At 64.6% G+C, this 14,059-nt stretch carries 22 protein-coding genes and 3 tRNA genes; 5 read left to right on the top strand and 20 right to left on the bottom strand.

Annotation, left to right across the window (positions count from 1 at the left end; genetic code table 11):
* The first annotated feature begins 50 nt into the window (after positions 1–50).
* The 5 genes from lon (at position 51) to N8A90_RS09745 (ending at position 4,088) form a co-directional block, all read left to right on the top strand.
* Positions 51–2,498: an endopeptidase La gene (gene lon / locus N8A90_RS09765; RefSeq protein ID WP_262074657.1), complete on the top strand. Its 2,448-nt coding sequence runs from the start codon at positions 51–53 to the stop codon at positions 2,496–2,498.
* A 55-nt stretch (positions 2,499–2,553) separates the two neighbouring features.
* Positions 2,554–2,629 (top strand) — tRNA-Gly (locus N8A90_RS09760).
* 76 nt (positions 2,630–2,705) lie between these two features.
* Positions 2,706–2,779: transfer RNA gene (locus N8A90_RS09755), tRNA-Cys, on the top strand.
* A 71-nt stretch (positions 2,780–2,850) separates the two neighbouring features.
* A tRNA-Leu gene (locus tag N8A90_RS09750) sits at positions 2,851–2,943 on the top strand.
* A 155-nt stretch (positions 2,944–3,098) separates the two neighbouring features.
* Positions 3,099–4,088: a tyrosine-type recombinase/integrase gene (locus N8A90_RS09745; RefSeq protein WP_262074656.1), complete on the top strand. Its 990-nt coding sequence runs from the start codon at positions 3,099–3,101 to the stop codon at positions 4,086–4,088.
* Here N8A90_RS09745 and N8A90_RS09740 read toward each other — a convergent pair.
* From N8A90_RS09740 to N8A90_RS09645, 20 genes are all read right to left on the bottom strand, one after another.
* Positions 4,085–4,570 (bottom strand): HNH endonuclease signature motif containing protein, encoded by a 486-nt coding sequence (locus N8A90_RS09740; RefSeq protein WP_262074655.1) that lies wholly within the window; start codon positions 4,568–4,570, stop codon positions 4,085–4,087. The genes N8A90_RS09745 and N8A90_RS09740 overlap by 4 nt on opposite strands.
* A 50-nt stretch (positions 4,571–4,620) precedes the next feature.
* Entirely contained in the window at positions 4,621–4,854 is a 234-nt protein-coding gene (locus N8A90_RS09735; RefSeq protein ID WP_262074654.1) for a helix-turn-helix transcriptional regulator, read from the bottom strand.
* Positions 4,851–5,546, bottom strand: coding sequence for a hypothetical protein (locus tag N8A90_RS09730; RefSeq protein WP_262074653.1), 696 nt, complete (start codon positions 5,544–5,546; stop codon positions 4,851–4,853). The genes N8A90_RS09735 and N8A90_RS09730 overlap by 4 nt, the downstream gene beginning before the upstream one ends.
* Positions 5,543–5,971, bottom strand: coding sequence for a Lar family restriction alleviation protein (locus tag N8A90_RS09725; RefSeq protein ID WP_262074652.1), 429 nt, complete (start codon positions 5,969–5,971; stop codon positions 5,543–5,545). Before N8A90_RS09725 ends, N8A90_RS09730 begins: the two co-directional genes overlap by 4 nt.
* Positions 5,968–6,177, bottom strand: a complete 210-nt coding sequence (locus N8A90_RS09720; protein ID WP_262074651.1) for a hypothetical protein — start codon at positions 6,175–6,177, stop codon at positions 5,968–5,970. The genes N8A90_RS09725 and N8A90_RS09720 overlap by 4 nt, the downstream gene beginning before the upstream one ends.
* 187 nt (positions 6,178–6,364) lie before the next feature.
* Entirely contained in the window at positions 6,365–6,604 is a 240-nt protein-coding gene (locus N8A90_RS09715; RefSeq protein ID WP_262074650.1) for a hypothetical protein, read from the bottom strand.
* Positions 6,601–8,109: a hypothetical protein gene (locus tag N8A90_RS09710; protein WP_262074649.1), complete on the bottom strand. Its 1,509-nt coding sequence runs from the start codon at positions 8,107–8,109 to the stop codon at positions 6,601–6,603. The genes N8A90_RS09715 and N8A90_RS09710 overlap by 4 nt, the downstream gene beginning before the upstream one ends.
* 7 nt (positions 8,110–8,116) lie before the next feature.
* The gene (locus N8A90_RS09705) at positions 8,117–8,341 is read right to left on the bottom strand and encodes a hypothetical protein (RefSeq protein ID WP_262074648.1); all 225 of its coding nucleotides are present in this window, start codon (positions 8,339–8,341) and stop codon (positions 8,117–8,119) included.
* A complete protein-coding gene (locus N8A90_RS09700; RefSeq protein ID WP_262074647.1) occupies positions 8,338–9,441 on the bottom strand; it encodes a DNA cytosine methyltransferase in 1,104 nt (367 codons plus the stop codon). The genes N8A90_RS09705 and N8A90_RS09700 overlap by 4 nt, the downstream gene beginning before the upstream one ends.
* Position 9,442: 1 nt before the next feature.
* Entirely contained in the window at positions 9,443–9,616 is a 174-nt protein-coding gene (locus tag N8A90_RS09695; RefSeq protein WP_262074646.1) for a hypothetical protein, read from the bottom strand.
* 3 nt (positions 9,617–9,619) lie between these two features.
* Positions 9,620–10,282: a hypothetical protein gene (locus tag N8A90_RS09690; RefSeq protein WP_262074645.1), complete on the bottom strand. Its 663-nt coding sequence runs from the start codon at positions 10,280–10,282 to the stop codon at positions 9,620–9,622.
* On the bottom strand, positions 10,275–11,066 hold the full coding sequence (locus N8A90_RS09685) for a hypothetical protein (RefSeq protein ID WP_262074644.1): 792 nt from the start codon (positions 11,064–11,066) through the stop codon (positions 10,275–10,277). Before N8A90_RS09685 ends, N8A90_RS09690 begins: the two co-directional genes overlap by 8 nt.
* Entirely contained in the window at positions 11,063–12,274 is a 1,212-nt protein-coding gene (locus N8A90_RS09680) for a hypothetical protein (protein WP_262074643.1), read from the bottom strand. The genes N8A90_RS09685 and N8A90_RS09680 overlap by 4 nt, the downstream gene beginning before the upstream one ends.
* 9 nt (positions 12,275–12,283) lie before the next feature.
* Complete coding sequence (locus tag N8A90_RS09675) at positions 12,284–12,538, bottom strand: hypothetical protein (protein WP_262074642.1); 255 nt, start codon at positions 12,536–12,538, stop codon at positions 12,284–12,286.
* 73 nt (positions 12,539–12,611) lie between these two features.
* Complete coding sequence (locus N8A90_RS09670; protein WP_262074641.1) at positions 12,612–12,779, bottom strand: hypothetical protein; 168 nt, start codon at positions 12,777–12,779, stop codon at positions 12,612–12,614.
* The gene (locus tag N8A90_RS09665) at positions 12,779–12,919 is read right to left on the bottom strand and encodes a hypothetical protein (RefSeq protein ID WP_262074640.1); all 141 of its coding nucleotides are present in this window, start codon (positions 12,917–12,919) and stop codon (positions 12,779–12,781) included. The genes N8A90_RS09670 and N8A90_RS09665 overlap by 1 nt, the downstream gene beginning before the upstream one ends.
* Positions 12,916–13,164, bottom strand: coding sequence for a hypothetical protein (locus N8A90_RS09660; protein ID WP_262074639.1), 249 nt, complete (start codon positions 13,162–13,164; stop codon positions 12,916–12,918). The genes N8A90_RS09665 and N8A90_RS09660 overlap by 4 nt, the downstream gene beginning before the upstream one ends.
* Entirely contained in the window at positions 13,161–13,448 is a 288-nt protein-coding gene (locus tag N8A90_RS09655; RefSeq protein ID WP_262074638.1) for a hypothetical protein, read from the bottom strand. The genes N8A90_RS09660 and N8A90_RS09655 overlap by 4 nt, the downstream gene beginning before the upstream one ends.
* Positions 13,445–13,612 carry a hypothetical protein gene (locus N8A90_RS09650; protein ID WP_262074636.1) on the bottom strand — a complete coding sequence of 56 codons (168 nt, stop codon included), beginning with the start codon at positions 13,610–13,612 and terminating at the stop codon, positions 13,445–13,447. The genes N8A90_RS09655 and N8A90_RS09650 overlap by 4 nt, the downstream gene beginning before the upstream one ends.
* The coding region (locus tag N8A90_RS09645) for a pentapeptide repeat-containing protein (RefSeq protein WP_262074634.1) at positions 13,612–14,059 on the bottom strand (448 nt) is incomplete at its 5' end. The genes N8A90_RS09645 and N8A90_RS09650, both read right to left, overlap by 1 nt.

Below are 14,059 nucleotides of genomic sequence, written 5' to 3'. Positions count from 1 at the left end.
GAAATCCGCGCGGCGCGTGCCACTTTTGCCTGATCACTCCGAGGATTCGCATGTCCGGCCATACCCCCCTGCCTCCCGACGCCATCGACCTGCCGCTGCTGCCGCTGCGCGACGTCGTGGTGTTCCCCCACATGGTGATCCCGCTCTTCGTGGGCCGCCCCAAGAGCATCAAGGCGCTCGAACTGGCCATGGAAGCCGAGCGACGCATCATGCTGGTGGCCCAGAAAGCCGCCGCCAAGGACGAGCCCTCAGTCGCGGACATGTTCGAGGTCGGCTGCGTCTCGACCATCCTGCAGATGCTCAAGCTGCCCGACGGCACCGTGAAGGTGCTGGTCGAAGGCCAGCAGCGCGCCCGCGTCAACAGCATCCATGACGGCGAGACGCACTTCACCGCCAATGTCACGCCGGTCGAGGTGCCCGAGGCCGCCGCCCAGAAGGGCACCGAGATCGAGGCGCTGCGCCGCGCGGTGATGCAGCAGTTCGACCAGTACGTCAAACTGAACAAGAAGATTCCGCCCGAGATCCTCACCTCAATCTCCAGTATCGACGATCCGGGCCGCCTGGCTGACACCATCGCCGCGCACCTGCCGCTCAAGCTCGACAACAAGCAGGCGGTGCTCGACCTCGACAGCATCAAGGAGCGGCTGGAGAACCTGTACGGCCAGCTCGAGCGCGAGGTCGACATCCTCAACGTCGACAAGAAGATCCGCGGCCGCGTGAAGCGGCAGATGGAGAAGAACCAGCGCGACTTCTACCTGAACGAACAGGTCAAGGCGATCCAGAAGGAACTGGGCGAGGGCGAGGACGGCGCGGACATCGAGGAGATCGAGAAGAAGATCAAGCTCGCCAAGATGCCCAAGGACGCGCTCAAGAAGGCCGAGGGCGAGCTCAAGAAGCTCAAGCTGATGTCGCCCATGTCGGCCGAGGCGACCGTGGTGCGCAACTACATCGACGTGCTGATCGGCCTGCCTTGGAGCAAGAAGACCAAGATCAAGCACGACCTGGCGCACGCCGAGGCCGTGCTCAATGAGGACCACTACGGCCTCGACAAGGTCAAGGACCGCATCCTGGAATACCTCGCGGTGCAACAGCGCGTCGACAAGGTCAAGGCGCCGATCCTGTGCCTGGTCGGCCCACCGGGCGTGGGCAAGACCTCGCTCGGACAGTCGATCGCCAAGGCGACCGGGCGCAAGTACACCCGCATGGCACTGGGCGGCATGCGCGACGAGGCCGAGATCCGCGGGCACCGCCGCACCTACATCGGCGCGCTGCCGGGCAAGGTGCTGCAGGGCCTGACGAAGATCGGCACGCGCAATCCGCTGTTCCTGCTCGACGAGATCGACAAACTGGGCACCGACTTCCGGGGCGACCCGTCGAGCGCGCTGCTCGAAGTGCTGGACCCCGAGCAGAACCACACCTTCGGCGACCATTACGTCGAGGTGGACTTCGACCTGAGCGACGTTATGTTCGTGGCGACCTCCAACTCGATGAACATCCCGCCGGCGCTGCTCGACCGCATGGAAGTCATCCGCCTGGCGGGCTACACCGAGGACGAGAAGACGCACATCGCACTGAAGTACCTGCTGCCCAAGCAGATGAAGAACAACGGTGTGAAGGACGAGGAGCTGCTGATCACCGAAGAAGCGGTGCGCGACATCGTGCGCTACTACACCCGTGAAGCCGGCGTGCGTTCGCTCGAGCGCGAGCTGTCGAAGATCTGCCGCAAGGTGGTGAAGGGTCTGCTGCTGAAGAAGATGACGCCCAAGGTCATGGTCGACGGTGCCAACCTCAACGACTTCCTCGGCGTGCGCAAGTACACCTTCGGGCTGGCCGAAAAGCAGAACCAGGTCGGCCAGGTGGTCGGCCTCGCCTGGACCGAGGTCGGCGGCGACCTGCTGACGATCGAGGCCGTGGCCATGCCCGGCAAGGGCGTGATCAGCCGCACCGGTTCGCTCGGCGACGTGATGAAGGAGTCGGTCGAGGCGGCCCGCACGGTGGTGCGCAGCCGCGCCCACCGGCTGGGCATCCGGGACGACGTCTTCGAGAAGCGTGACATCCATATCCACGTGCCGGATGGCGCGACGCCCAAGGACGGTCCGAGCGCCGGTGCGGCGATGACGACGGCCTTCGTGTCGGCGCTGACCGGCATCCCGGTGCGCGGCGACGTCGCGATGACCGGCGAGATCACGCTGCGCGGCGAGGTCACGGCCATCGGCGGCCTGAAGGAAAAGCTGCTGGCCGCCCTGCGCGGCGGCATCAAGACGGTGCTGATCCCCGAGGAGAACGCCAAGGATCTGCAGGACATTCCGGAGAACGTGAAGAACGGCCTGGAGATCGTGCCGGTCAAGTGGATCGACAAGGTGCTGGAGATCGCGCTCGAGAAAATGCCCACGCCGCTGTCCGACGAGGAAGTGGCGGCGTCCGCTGCCGCCGTGGCGGAGCTGTCAAAGCAGCGCGCGGCCGCGCCTGCTCCGGCTGAAGGGTCGATCAAGCATTGATGCCGCGGACCTTGTAGACGCTCGAAAAAGTGTTCTATAATCCAAGGCTCGAAACGCGGGATTAGCTCAGTTGGTAGAGCGATACCTTGCCAAGGTATAGGTCGAGAGTTCGAGTCTCTTATCCCGCTCCAGTTTTGAAAAAGGGAAGCTCCGGCTTCCCTTTTTTTCGCGACAAACGAAGAATTCAAGACGACCCAGAAAAAGCGTGGCGCGATAGCAAAGCGGTTATGCAACGGATTGCAAATCCGTCTAGCCCGGTTCGACTCCGGGTCGCGCCTCCATCTTCTTCAGGCCCCGCCAACCCTTGTTGTCGGGGCTGTTTTGTTTTGGGTTATCTTCGTTGCCCAGACCGGCCCGGATGGTGAAATTGGTAGACACATCGGACTTAAAATCCGCCGCTTCCTGCATAAGGGGCATACCGGTTCGACCCCGGTTCCGGGCACCACCCTAAACTTGAGTTTTTCCGCATAGTTTCCTCGCCACAGGGAAAAGCGATGGAAACTCTGGCCTCGTCAGCCTATATGATTCGGTCGGCTTCCCTGCTACGCGGAATAGTTGGGAAGGTTCATCCCCCGAATTCCTCCCGGACGATCCCCCGAAATGGCGAAGGCAAAGAAGACCGCGCAGGGCACCTGGCGCGTGCAGATTGAGATCGCTGGCGTTCGCGAGAGCGGCACCTTCGACACGAAGCGCGAAGCCGACGAATGGAGCTCGCGCCGAACCCTGGAACTGCGCAGTGATGGCAAGGCCGGCCCAGGCTCGCGCAAGACGATGCTCGACATGCTGAGGCAGTACGGCGAGCAGGTGACGCCGGCCAAGCGCGGCAACGCCAAGGAGCTGATCCGCCTGAAGGCGTTTGAGGATCCGACGAAGCACCGGCTTCCGCTCAAGGCGAAGGTGCGCGACGTGACGTCGATGGATCTTGGCCAGTGGCGCGAGGAACGGCTGAAGCTGAACGCTCGAGGAACTGTGCTGCGCGACATGGGGCTGATGTCGGCGATCTTCGAGGAGGCCCGGCGCGAATGGAAGTGGATCCAGACCAACCCGATGCGCGACGTGCGCAAGCCGTCCAACCCAGACCACCGCGACAGGCTCATCTCGGGCCTTGAGGCTCGGCAGGTGCTGCGGAAGCTGGGCCACACGCACGCCGAGCCCAGGAAGGTATCCCAGGCGGTTGCCGCGGCTTTCCTGATGGCGCTGGCCACCGGCATGCGCGCGGGCGAGATCACGGGCCTCAAGTGGTCCGAGGTGCGCAGCGATCACGTCATCCTCTACGTCACCAAGACCAAGGGCCGGCTGGTCCCGCTGAGCCCCGTGGCTGCTCGCCTGATCGATCGGATGCGCGGCTGGGATCCGGAGCTGGTGTTTGGCATCGGCGCGCAGACCTTGGATGCCCTGTTTCGCAAGGCGCGCGCCCGGGCCGGGTTGGAGGGCTTCACGTTCCATGACAGCCGGCACACTGCCTGCACGCGCCTGGCCCGCAAGGTCGACGTGCTCGATCTGTGCAAGATCATGGGCTGGGTGAAGACGACTCAAGCCTTGGTCTACTACAACCCTAAGGCCAGCGACATTGCGAAGAGGCTGGCCTAGAGTGTGCCGCATGGATGTAGAACGCGCTTCGCGTTCAAGTAAGCCTCATGTGCCAGCTCAGGGGTTGGAAACGATCCGATGTAGTTGAATCGTCCGCCAACCACGATCTGCGCTATGAAGTGCTTTCGCTTCGCGTTGTAGGTGACCCCAAGATACCCTGACGTGCCATTGGTTTGCGCGCCCTTGAGGTTCTGGTGGTTTTGTGGCTTGCCGATGTCGCGCAGGTTCTCCATGCGGTTATCGGCTCGCTGCCCATTGATGTGGTCAATGACGCCAGCAGGCCACTTTCCATGCACGTACAGCCACGCAAGCCGGTGGGCCGCATACAGGCGTTTGTCTATCCGGATGACTTGGTATCCCAGACCGTTTATGCAGCCAGCGGGCAAGCCCTTGCGCCCGCGACTCTTACTGACGAACTCGCCAGTTGCCGGGTCATATGTGAGAGCGTCAAAGAGACGGGCTTGGGTCAGTTCGGTAGTCATGCACTATTGTAATTCGAGAATGCACTAGCTACAACCCCAACGTGTCAGATCTAGCGCGACGCCTCGCGTGATTCCCACTCGACCACTTCGCTGAGCAGCCACTTGCCATCGCGGCACGGCGATGGAACGTTGCCCTTGCGCACGCGGTCGGTGAGGGTCTTGCCGCTGATGCCCAGGCGCTCGCACATCGCGGCGCGAGTGAGGCGCGCACCGCTGAGCTTTGCCAGCGCGACGAACGCGCGCGTGAGGCTGTCGAGTCGCTCGAGGATTACTGCTTCGATCATATCGCACCACCTCCAGGTGGTAAGACACGGAAGGACACAGCCCAGACCCAGGGATTCGCATCCCATGCGCCGGGGTCGTTGATCGATTCCCAGAGCGCCGCGTAGGCTTCGCGCGCGCTGCGTGGCTTCATGGTGACCGTGCACCACTCCATGCCAGGGCTGAACGGCATCGTGATGGGCTCGCTCATGTCGACGCCCTCGGCCATCGAGTCGGCTTCGCTGATGTCCTGCAGCCGCTCGACGCGCACCTCTGTGACCTCCAGCAGGATGCGCGACGCCCAGCGCGGCATGTGAATGCTCGGGCGGCGCTTGAAGCCCCAGGCCTTGAAGTCTTCCGACTCCGATCGTGAAAGACCGTCGGCGTCGAAGTAGTAGGGCGCCCAGGTGTCGGCGCCTTCGCGCATCTGCCGAGGGGTGCGCTCGGGCCGCTCCCAGCCGTTCTCGCGCACCCACAGCCGGTCGCCGGGCACGCCGTAGGGGCAGACGATCGGGTAGGCATGCTCCTTCACATCCCATACGCCGGTGCCGCAGCATGGGTCGCCGTCGTAGCAGACCGCGAATCCGCCCGCAGCGGTATCCTCTATCCACATCCTGTCGTTGAGGCCCTTCACCAGCCGCCTCGTCTGCGTCTTCGTGCCGGCCAGCAGGGCGCGCACCATCGGCGCCGAAAAGAGAATCGGTCGTTCTTTCACGGCTTCCGCCCTTCTGTAGTGGCCGGATGGCCGATGTGCTGCAGGTAATGAGGCGGCAGCGCGCCCCAGTCGAAGTCGTCCTTGAACTCTCCGCAGTGGTGGTCGCGCAGCGTCATGACGTGGCCGGCCTCGGGCGCTGCCCCAACTGCTTGCACTGCTGCAGCTTCCTTCCCTGGCGCCCCTGGTGCGGGGGTTGCGCGCTGGTTCCAAAGGTCGACAGCCTTCTCTTTGGTCGCAGCGAATCCGCCCATGCCGCCGCAGCCTCCGGGACCGCCCGGCCTGCTTGCGTCGCAAATCACCGCGAAATAGACATCGTTGCTTTCGTCAAACTCGCCGTCGATCAAGTCTTGGAGGTCGCGTCTGTCGATAATCTTGGGGGCCGCCTGATGCGAACAGAACGGGCAAGGCTTCAGTTCGGCGCTCATGCGGACTCCTTGGTACTGGCCGCCGCTGGAGCGGCGTGGGCTGGGTCGAACGGCACGGCCTCGATTCGGAATCGGCGTGCCTCGCCTTGCTCTTCCAAGATGCGCAGCACGGCTTCCGACCGCGCTTTGTCGTGGTGCACGCAGACCGTGCCGCTGGCGCTGCCGTCGCTGTAGCGCCAAGAGATGACATAGCAAACGTCGATCACGATGACTCCTTGGGTGTGGCAGCCCCTGGGGGCTGGGTGGGCGGGACGATCCGCGTGAAGTAGTCCGCCACGTTCATGTTCCGCAGCAATCCGCGCTCCGTGGTGTCGGCGGTTCGCTCGCTGTTGCAACGAAGGCGGCGCACCACCTCCAGGCCGTCATATGCAACGACCTCAACAGTCCATGTGCTCATGACGCCTCCCCGCCCTTGGTTGGAGTGGCCTCCTTGGTGACGGTGACGGTCCACTTCTCGTCACCGCTGGCGATCTCGAATTCGCCGCCGTGGAACTCGGCTTTGTCGATGACGGCTTTGAGCACGTCGCTGGTGATGTCCTTCTTCTCGCCCGTGAAGGCGTTGCCGGCTGCGTTGACGCGACCCTGAACGATTCGTCCGGTCAGTGCTGTGCATGCGATACGGGTTGCCATCATTCGGCCTTTGTTGGGTTGGTGGGAGTGGAGGAAGCCAGAGCTGCCACGCAGAAGTCGATGGCGCTGATGGCTTGCTGATGGCCTTGCGCGTTGAGGAATCGACCGTCTCTATCGGCTTCCTTCATGCAACGTTCCTCAACTTCTCGCCGAACCGCCACCTTCTGCAAGCCATCGCTCAAGCTCGCCTGCACAGGCTGCACGCTCGCACCCATCAACCGTTTGCACAGCAGCATCAAGCCGCGCGGCCCTTCTCCGATGTAGACCTCGCGCACCTTCTTGTCGATGTCCTCGGCACTCAGTGACGAAGGCGCAGCGCTGGCGGGCGCACTCGGAGCGGCAAGGGAGGCGACGACCGCACGCACCAAGTTGCAGTGAATCCCTTCGATCACCGGGATGCGGTATGCGCCGCTGTCGTCTTTCTTGAACCCTGACCAAGCCAACCGACCGGCCGCGTGTTCCACAGTCGCGATCTCCGTGATTTGTTCGTCGGCCAGTTCCGCGTAGAAAGGTTTTGCTTTCGCGTGGTCCGAGCAGTGGCTAAAGCCTTCGTTGCCTGGGCCGAAGTCCTGCCCGCATTGGCTGCACGAAACGTTCGGGAATCTTGGCAGGGCTGACGCTGTTGCGCTCATGGTTGCGGAGAGAACTTTGCGCACATCGTCATACCGCACGAACGGGCCGTTATCGTCTTTGCATGTCAAGCCTAGCTTGCTGCTCAAACGGAAGCGGCACAGCCTGTCCAGGTCCGACCCTGCCGCGCTCTTGGGGTCCGTGGGCGCACTCGGGGCGGCGTCCTCGTCGGTCTTCCCAAGATAGACCGCGCCCTCCGGGTCGGCGTTGTAGACCGCGTACAAGCCCTCGCCGGAATGGCCTTCACCGGCCATCAGCGTGATTTCCGTGGGCTCGCCGCCGAACATTTCCAGAAGCTCGGTCGCCTGCTTGAAGTCAATGGTGATGCCGGCCGTGGGCACACTAGGGGCGTCACCCACAGGGGCGGGATGGCGGAAGCGCTGAGCCATCGGCGGCAGATCGAATACCGCTCGGGCGAGGTAGTCGTCGTCGGAGTCGGGGCCGAACCACTGCGAGCACCAGTCCTTGAAGACGTTCGGCCCTGGTGTCCACGCCACCACCTCGGCAGGGGCAGGCGCCCCCTTCAATCCCGCAGTGGTTGCAAGCCACAGGTCATCACGCATGACTTGCTCGCCGTTGATGGTGTCGGTGTACAGCACGGGGCATGCGTTTCCGCCAAGCTGCCAGCCCTGCGACATCCGGATTTCCAGTGCCTTCTGAAACGCCTGCTCGGCCGGGGCAGGCTGGGTAGCAAGGGCTGCGAGGCCGTCCTGCGCGATCCTGCGCATGTTGACGGCGTCCATGTTTGTCGCTTCGTCGGTCACAGGGAATTCAGCGATTGTGCGAAGGGCGCTCTCTCCGCTGCTGATGTTGGGACGCGGGTGCAGGTTGTCCAGCGGGTCCAGCGGCTGGCCGTTGTTGAAGGGGTCTTTGGTCATGGTGTTCCTATTCGCGCCACTCGACGCCACAAGAGGCGACGCAGCGGCCGGTGCTGAACCCGCTCGAGGCGGGGACGTAGAACTTCAGTCGGCTGCCGCAGCGCGGGCACGGCATCTCGCCGCGGACGTCCTGCTCGGGCTTGAACGTCGGCGGGCGGCAGTGCTCGGTCTTCACCGCCACCAGGGCCTGCTGTCGGAAGGGGCGCAGAAGGTTGTAGGAGCGCGTGGTCATCTCATCGGCTCCCTGGCGCGCCGCACAAGTTCGACAATTCCTGCGCCAGCTTGGAGCGCCACAACGCCGTTGCCAACGCACTTGAGGCGTGCGGCTCGGCTATCACCCATGCTGAAGGCCAGCCCATCAACCACGCACCGAAAAGTGGGTTCAAGTGCCGGGGCGAGCTCGGGGTGTTTGGCGAGGATGGCTCCCCATCGCGGGTCGGCTGGGCCTGGGGAGAATACGCCACGAAGTTCGCTAGCTGGTCCATGTGCTTCCTGCCCCCCCCCGTTACAAGCGCGTGTTCTTCCGAGTTCGCGCCCTTGGCATCGCGTGCCGCTGGGGTCGGCCAGTGAACCGCCGACGACTTCAAGTCGTCCGACAGCATCCCCGCCGCATTCACCGCGCCGCGCGCCACCTTGTTCTTCCATGCATCGCTGTCCGGATGTGTCGCGCCCCTTCGGGCATCCCCATCCCGCTGTGCTGGCGTCGGCCATGCGCCACGCGATGCAGAACCAGCGGGCGCGGCCGTGACTGGCGCCCACATCGGACGCTGAAAGAGTGATCCATTCCGCGTGCCACCCGCGGTCGGCCAGTTCTCCCACGACTCGGGCGGCCGCGCGCTCGAGTAGGCGTCCATCTTCAATGCCCACGTCCGAAAAGCCGCTTCCATCGGGCTTGGCGGCATAGTCGGAGGCGCTGGCTTCGTCCACAACGGAAGCGGTGGCAGAAGCGATGCCTGCAACGTTCTCCAGAACGATGAGCCACGCACCGCAAGCGTCGGCGATGTCGAGGACGGTGAAGAAGAGGCCGGAGCGCGTGCCGTCGAGCCCAGCACGGCGGCCTGCAAGGCTGAGGTCTTGGCAGGGGAAGCCTGCAGCGACGCAATCCACTGCGCCGCGCCACGCTCGAGCGTCGAAGGTGAGCATGTCGGACCAGACAGGAGCCGGGTCCAGGCTTCCTTCTTCGATACGCGCCGCCAAGACGGCTGCGGCGTGAGCTTCCCGCTCAACGTAGACGACGGTGCGAGTCTCGACGCCCAGATGTCCGAGCCCGGCTCGCAGTCCTTCTCCGAGCATGCCCACTCCGGCGCAGAGTTCGATGGAATGAAGAGCCATGTCAAGCCAGCTCCCCATGGTTGAGCGCCAGGTGCTCGTCCACGACGCCGCGAACGATGTCGACCTCGAGGCCGGTCCTCTGCGCCACGGCTTCGCATGCCGCGTCGTGGCTTGGCGCCAGCTCGCGGGAGCGGACGTACTCGTTGATGATCCGGTGCTTGGCCATGATGTTCATGTGTCAGGCGGCCAGCAACTCGAGGCCGGTGTGCGAGCGGTCGAACTCGGCGATGACTTCGGCCATGTAGGCGCGCGCGTGCATCACCTTCTGGTAGATCTCGGCTTCCTTTTCGGGGTCGCGCTTGATCGTCCAGCTGGTGAGCCGTAGGTGCTCAGGGATGTGGCTGACGACGTGCATCGACAGTGGCTCGAAGCCGATGAGGCGTTCGGGCGTGTCGACCAGCGCGTAGTCGACCGACCACTCGGCGGCGTCCCACAGGGCCATGTAGCCGCGCATCTGCCACTCGTAGAGCTTGTCTTCGCAGTCGGCCACCACGATCGGGAAGGTCTTCGCCGACCAGGACGACTTCATGTCGTGGCCGCGCCGCGCTGCGGCGTTGAAAAGGTCGCACTCTCCGGTCAGGAAGTCATTCGTGCGGCGCTCCTTGTTCTTGACGAGGTTAAGGCCGCGCACGCGATTGAACAGGTCGATCGCCTCCTGCTCGACCTCGATGCCCTTCTCCATTTCCTTGCTGGAGACTTGGAACTCAATACCGAGGATCTCCTGAGCGGCCAGCTCGCGGATGTAGGTCTTGGCGCCCACGGACAGCGGCCCTTCGGCCTTCGACTTCGGCTCGGTCATCAGCTTGCCGATGGAGCTGCAGCGGAATTTAAAGTCACGCATGGACGGCCTCCTTCAGCACGGCGCCGCGCGCCTGCACGGCCTTGGCGAACGCCGAATAGCCGTCCTTGTCGCGTGCGGACTGGAACACCTTGACGCCGTCCTGCATGACCTTGCGCAGCGCCTCTTCGGTCGTCGCGCTGGCAGCCTTTGCGGCCCACTCGTCGCGCACCACTTGCATCTGCGCTTCGCGTTCGTCCTCTGCCAAGTGGCGCACCAATTCAGCGTCGAGGTCTTCGAGGTCTTGACTGAACATGTCCGACGCTGCCGTGACGTTCAGAACCATCGCGATCTTGGCGCGCTTGCAGGCCATCTTCAGGACGGTATTCGCCAGGTCGGCGGGCTCGGTGCGCACCTGCTCGACGGTGTAGTGGCCGCCTTGCTTGCGGCCGAACTTGACCCGGCGCATGTCCGGCGCGGTCGCCTCAAACTCCTCCTTGCACACTGCCTTACGCCAGCGGTACTTCTCCTCATCGGTGGAACATTCGCCGAGGCCGGAACCCAGCACTTCGCCGGTCGTCTGGTGCTCGGCGATACACGTCACCCGGTAGCGGATGGAGCCGGCCGCCGACAGGTCGGTGACTTCGTACTTGTCGGCGATGCGGAAGGTCATGCAAAGCACCTCGGCGCCCGACTTCAGCAGCGTCGGCTTGTCACCGGCGCCGGGGATCGTCCCGTAGTGCACGTTCTGCTTCATGACCGACTTCATGACCTCCTGCACGGTCTTGGCGTGCGTGAGGACGGCGGCGGCCGGGTTGGCGTTGTTGGTGGTAGCCAGCTCGCTCATGCTGCACTCCCTTCCACTTCGGCGATCAAGTCGGCGATGCCGTCCTGTTCGGCGCCCTGCGGCATGTAGGCCACTGCGATCTTGAGCGCTTCGAGCAAGCGCGGACCGGCCTTCTGGGCGGCAGCCAGCTTCGCGGCGGCCTTCGCTGCCTTCTTGGCTTCGGCCTGGGCCTTGGCGCGCGCTGCGTCGGCGGCGCGCTGCTGCTCGGCGCGCAGTGCTGCGGCCTCGTCGTCCAGACGCTTGCGTTCAGCGGCGGCTTCGGCGTCGGCCTTGTCCTGGGCTTCCTTGCGTGCTGCGGCGTCCTTGGCCTCCTGTGCTTCGCGGACGGCACGCTGCTCGGCCTCCAGCACAGCGCGGGCGTCAGCGATGCGCTTGTCCTCGGCGGCGCGGGCTTCGCGTGCCAGGCGGTCTTCCTCGTCGCGGCGCGCACGGTCGGCGTCCTCGCGCTTCTTGGCTTCTGCACGCGCGGCAGCCTGCTCCTTCTCGAACGCGGCGCGCTCGGCGGCTAGGCGGTCGGCTTCCTTCTTCTGCTCGGCGGCGACACGCTCGCGCTCGGCCTTCTCGCGGGCTTCCTGCTCGGCGCGCTGGCGGGCCAACTCTTCGCGTTCGGCTGCGAGTCGCGCCTGCTCGGCTTCGAACTCCAGCGCGCCATCCAGCATGTCGTTCATGCGCTGCAGCGTCTGCGCCTTGGCTTGGGCTGCTTCGCCGGCACGTTCGCCGAACGCCTCCAGCGTGATCTCTACCGCCGTCAGGTTGTCGATGCCGACCTGAATTCCTGCGGCCTTGACGTTGGCCGGGATCACGGCGAAGGCGCGGATCGCGTCGATGCGCACCTGAACCGCCGCAGCAGCTTCTCGCGCTGCCTGCTCGCGCGCCGCCTTCTCGGCTTCCTTGCGCTGCTCTTCGGCCTTGATCTGGTCGTCGATGGGCTTCTCCAGCGCGACCAGCTCGGCGGTGAGCGCCTTGGCCTCGGCATCGATCAGGCGGGAGCGCTCCAGAGCCGGGGCCTTCAGCTCGACGCGCTTCGCTTCCAGTGCGACGCGCAGGCCCTTGACCTCGGCGCGGTCTTTCTTGGCGATGTCGAGGCCTTTGCCTGTCGACAAGTCGTAGGCCACATTGGCGAGCCGGCCGCGCAGCTCAGCCAGCGCGGCGGCGGTTGCCGAGTATTCGGCGATGGCGAACTTGGGCGATTCGAGAACTTCGGTCATGGGTCTCTTTCAGTGGGCGAAGAAGCAGTGCACGCCGTAGGCGGCGCACACCAGGATTGCGATGCAGAAGGCGGCGATGGACACCAGGGCGCCCCACGGCACTCCGGGCCCTTCGATGCCCTGGTGCACAGCCGGATCGGCGGCGTAGTCCAGTGGCATGAATTCCGAAGGGATGCGGCCGGCGCGTATGCGGCGCGTGGCGCGCGCGGTGCGATGGCTGGCCAGGTCGATCGGCCGGTGGAAGGCCGTGTCTTCGTGTTCCATGGTCAGCCCCTGGTGAGCCAGATGACGACCAGGGCAACCGTCCCGATCCATGCAATGCAGCGGTCAGCGAGCGTCATGATTCGTCGTCCTCATAGAAGGGTTCGGGGTGGTCCGGGTCGCGAGGGTCTGGGTGGGCCATAAAGGCGGCGTGGTGGCGGCGCTTGGCGGCGTCTTGGCGGGCCAGGCGCTCGAGCTCGTCGTCGCGCTCGCGGGGCTCGGGGGTGGCGTTGCGGTAGCCCATCACACGTTCCCGGGCAACTTGGCGCCCATGCGCGCAGCGATGCGTCTGACAGCCTGCTCAGACCTGCAGGGCTCGAACATCGCGCGCTGTTCCTGCGTGAGGAAGCGGTAGGCGCTTGTGATGCGGTCGAGGAATGTCATGCGGCCTCCTTGGGAGGTGCAGTCAACTCCACATCAGCGATCCAGCGATCCGCAAGCTTCTCCGCGAGTTCTTGCTTCGTTACGCCCAGCACATCAGCAATAGCGCCAATCGCCTGCGATGCCTGCGAACGGCTGATGGTCGGAACGCGCATTCCAAAGTCGACATTGAAGTCGTCCACCTTGCCGCGCAAGAAGTCGCATGCGAAGGTGTACGGGTAGCGGCTGTGACTCTTGAGCGCGCTCATGCTTCCCTCTCCGCAGCACCTGTGGCTTTGGCGATAGCCGTGCGCATCACCTCGAGCAAGCTTCCAGGTTCACCATGGATTTCGGTATGCGGCACCGAGTACATGAACTGTTGGCAGGCAGCCAGCAGATCAGGAGCCGCGGCGATCAGTTGGGCGTCTGCTTCTGACACATCAAGCCATGCGGAGCCGGCGTATTCATCCGCGACGCAAGGGCCTATCGCGGTGATTGACGTTTGACGTCGCTCAATGGGCCACGGCCCAGGCGTGTGCGTCGCCGCGCTCACGACAGGCTCCAATCCGCCGGCACCGTGCCGCGCATCTCGATCACCCGCTCGCCTGCAACGTGCGGCACGTCCAGCTTCAGCCGGCCGTTGATCGCGTCCAATGCCTCAGCGCCAGACAGTTCGCTGACTTCGAGGCCAGCAGTGGTAGGGGTGAGGTCGTCCATCACGCCACCTCGACCGCTTCAACAGCAGGCGTCCAGAGCGACACATGCACATCCACCATCGCCAGCGCTGCGCGGTACTCTTTGCCGTGCTCGTTTTCGCCGTGCTCCTCATCCAGCTTTGAAACGAACTCGTCACGCGTTCCGAAGAAGCAGCCAGCTTGCAGGCGAAGGCCCTGGTCGGTGATGTACGCGACCAGGTTGTCGTGGCGCGAGCCGATCGGGCCGATGGCGAAGTAGGGGCGCTTGCCGGCGAGCTTCAGGCCGCCGCGCAGGTTGGCGTCGCTCAGGTAGGCGCCGCGCAGGTTGGCGTCGCTCAGGTTGGCGCCGCTCAGGTAGGCGCCGCGCAGGTTGGCGTCGCGCAGGTTGGCGCCGCTCAGGTAGGCGCCGCGCAGGTTGGCGTCGCTCAGGTTGGCGCCGCTCAGGTAGGCGCCGCGCAGGTTGGCGTCG

The sequence above is a fragment of the Variovorax sp. N23 genome, from assembly GCF_025486315.1.
In the GTDB taxonomy this organism is placed as follows: domain Bacteria; phylum Pseudomonadota; class Gammaproteobacteria; order Burkholderiales; family Burkholderiaceae_C; genus Variovorax.
Note: the sequence above shows the minus strand (reverse complement) of the source record. Positions and strands in the feature narration are given on the sequence as shown.

What these genes read in the sequence shown, in the direction of transcription:
- N8A90_RS09705 (WP_262074648.1), bottom strand. Translation starts at nt 8,341, where the DNA reads ATGACCACGCGCTCCTACAACCTTCTGCGCCCCTTCCGACAGCAGGCC.
- N8A90_RS09665 (WP_262074640.1), bottom strand. Translation starts at nt 12,919, where the DNA reads ATGACATTCCTCGACCGCATCACAAGCGCCTACCGCTTCCTCACGCAG.
- lon (WP_262074657.1), top strand. Translation starts at nt 51, where the DNA reads ATGTCCGGCCATACCCCCCTGCCTCCCGACGCCATCGACCTGCCGCTG.
- N8A90_RS09650 (WP_262074636.1), bottom strand. Translation starts at nt 13,612, where the DNA reads ATGGACGACCTCACCCCTACCACTGCTGGCCTCGAAGTCAGCGAACTG.
- N8A90_RS09710 (WP_262074649.1), bottom strand. Translation starts at nt 8,109, where the DNA reads ATGACCAAAGACCCCTTCAACAACGGCCAGCCGCTGGACCCGCTGGAC.
- N8A90_RS09685 (WP_262074644.1), bottom strand. Translation starts at nt 11,066, where the DNA reads ATGAGCGAGCTGGCTACCACCAACAACGCCAACCCGGCCGCCGCCGTC.
- N8A90_RS09715 (WP_262074650.1), bottom strand. Translation starts at nt 6,604, where the DNA reads ATGATGGCAACCCGTATCGCATGCACAGCACTGACCGGACGAATCGTT.
- N8A90_RS09675 (WP_262074642.1), bottom strand. Translation starts at nt 12,538, where the DNA reads ATGGAACACGAAGACACGGCCTTCCACCGGCCGATCGACCTGGCCAGC.
- N8A90_RS09690 (WP_262074645.1), bottom strand. Translation starts at nt 10,282, where the DNA reads ATGCGTGACTTTAAATTCCGCTGCAGCTCCATCGGCAAGCTGATGACC.
- N8A90_RS09740 (WP_262074655.1), bottom strand. Translation starts at nt 4,570, where the DNA reads ATGACTACCGAACTGACCCAAGCCCGTCTCTTTGACGCTCTCACATAT.
- N8A90_RS09680 (WP_262074643.1), bottom strand. Translation starts at nt 12,274, where the DNA reads ATGACCGAAGTTCTCGAATCGCCCAAGTTCGCCATCGCCGAATACTCG.
- N8A90_RS09735 (WP_262074654.1), bottom strand. Translation starts at nt 4,854, where the DNA reads ATGATCGAAGCAGTAATCCTCGAGCGACTCGACAGCCTCACGCGCGCG.
- N8A90_RS09700 (WP_262074647.1), bottom strand. Translation starts at nt 9,441, where the DNA reads ATGGCTCTTCATTCCATCGAACTCTGCGCCGGAGTGGGCATGCTCGGA.
- N8A90_RS09670 (WP_262074641.1), bottom strand. Translation starts at nt 12,779, where the DNA reads ATGGGCTACCGCAACGCCACCCCCGAGCCCCGCGAGCGCGACGACGAG.
- N8A90_RS09745 (WP_262074656.1), top strand. Translation starts at nt 3,099, where the DNA reads ATGGCGAAGGCAAAGAAGACCGCGCAGGGCACCTGGCGCGTGCAGATT.
- N8A90_RS09725 (WP_262074652.1), bottom strand. Translation starts at nt 5,971, where the DNA reads ATGAGCGCCGAACTGAAGCCTTGCCCGTTCTGTTCGCATCAGGCGGCC.
- N8A90_RS09660 (WP_262074639.1), bottom strand. Translation starts at nt 13,164, where the DNA reads ATGAGCGCGCTCAAGAGTCACAGCCGCTACCCGTACACCTTCGCATGC.
- N8A90_RS09695 (WP_262074646.1), bottom strand. Translation starts at nt 9,616, where the DNA reads ATGAACATCATGGCCAAGCACCGGATCATCAACGAGTACGTCCGCTCC.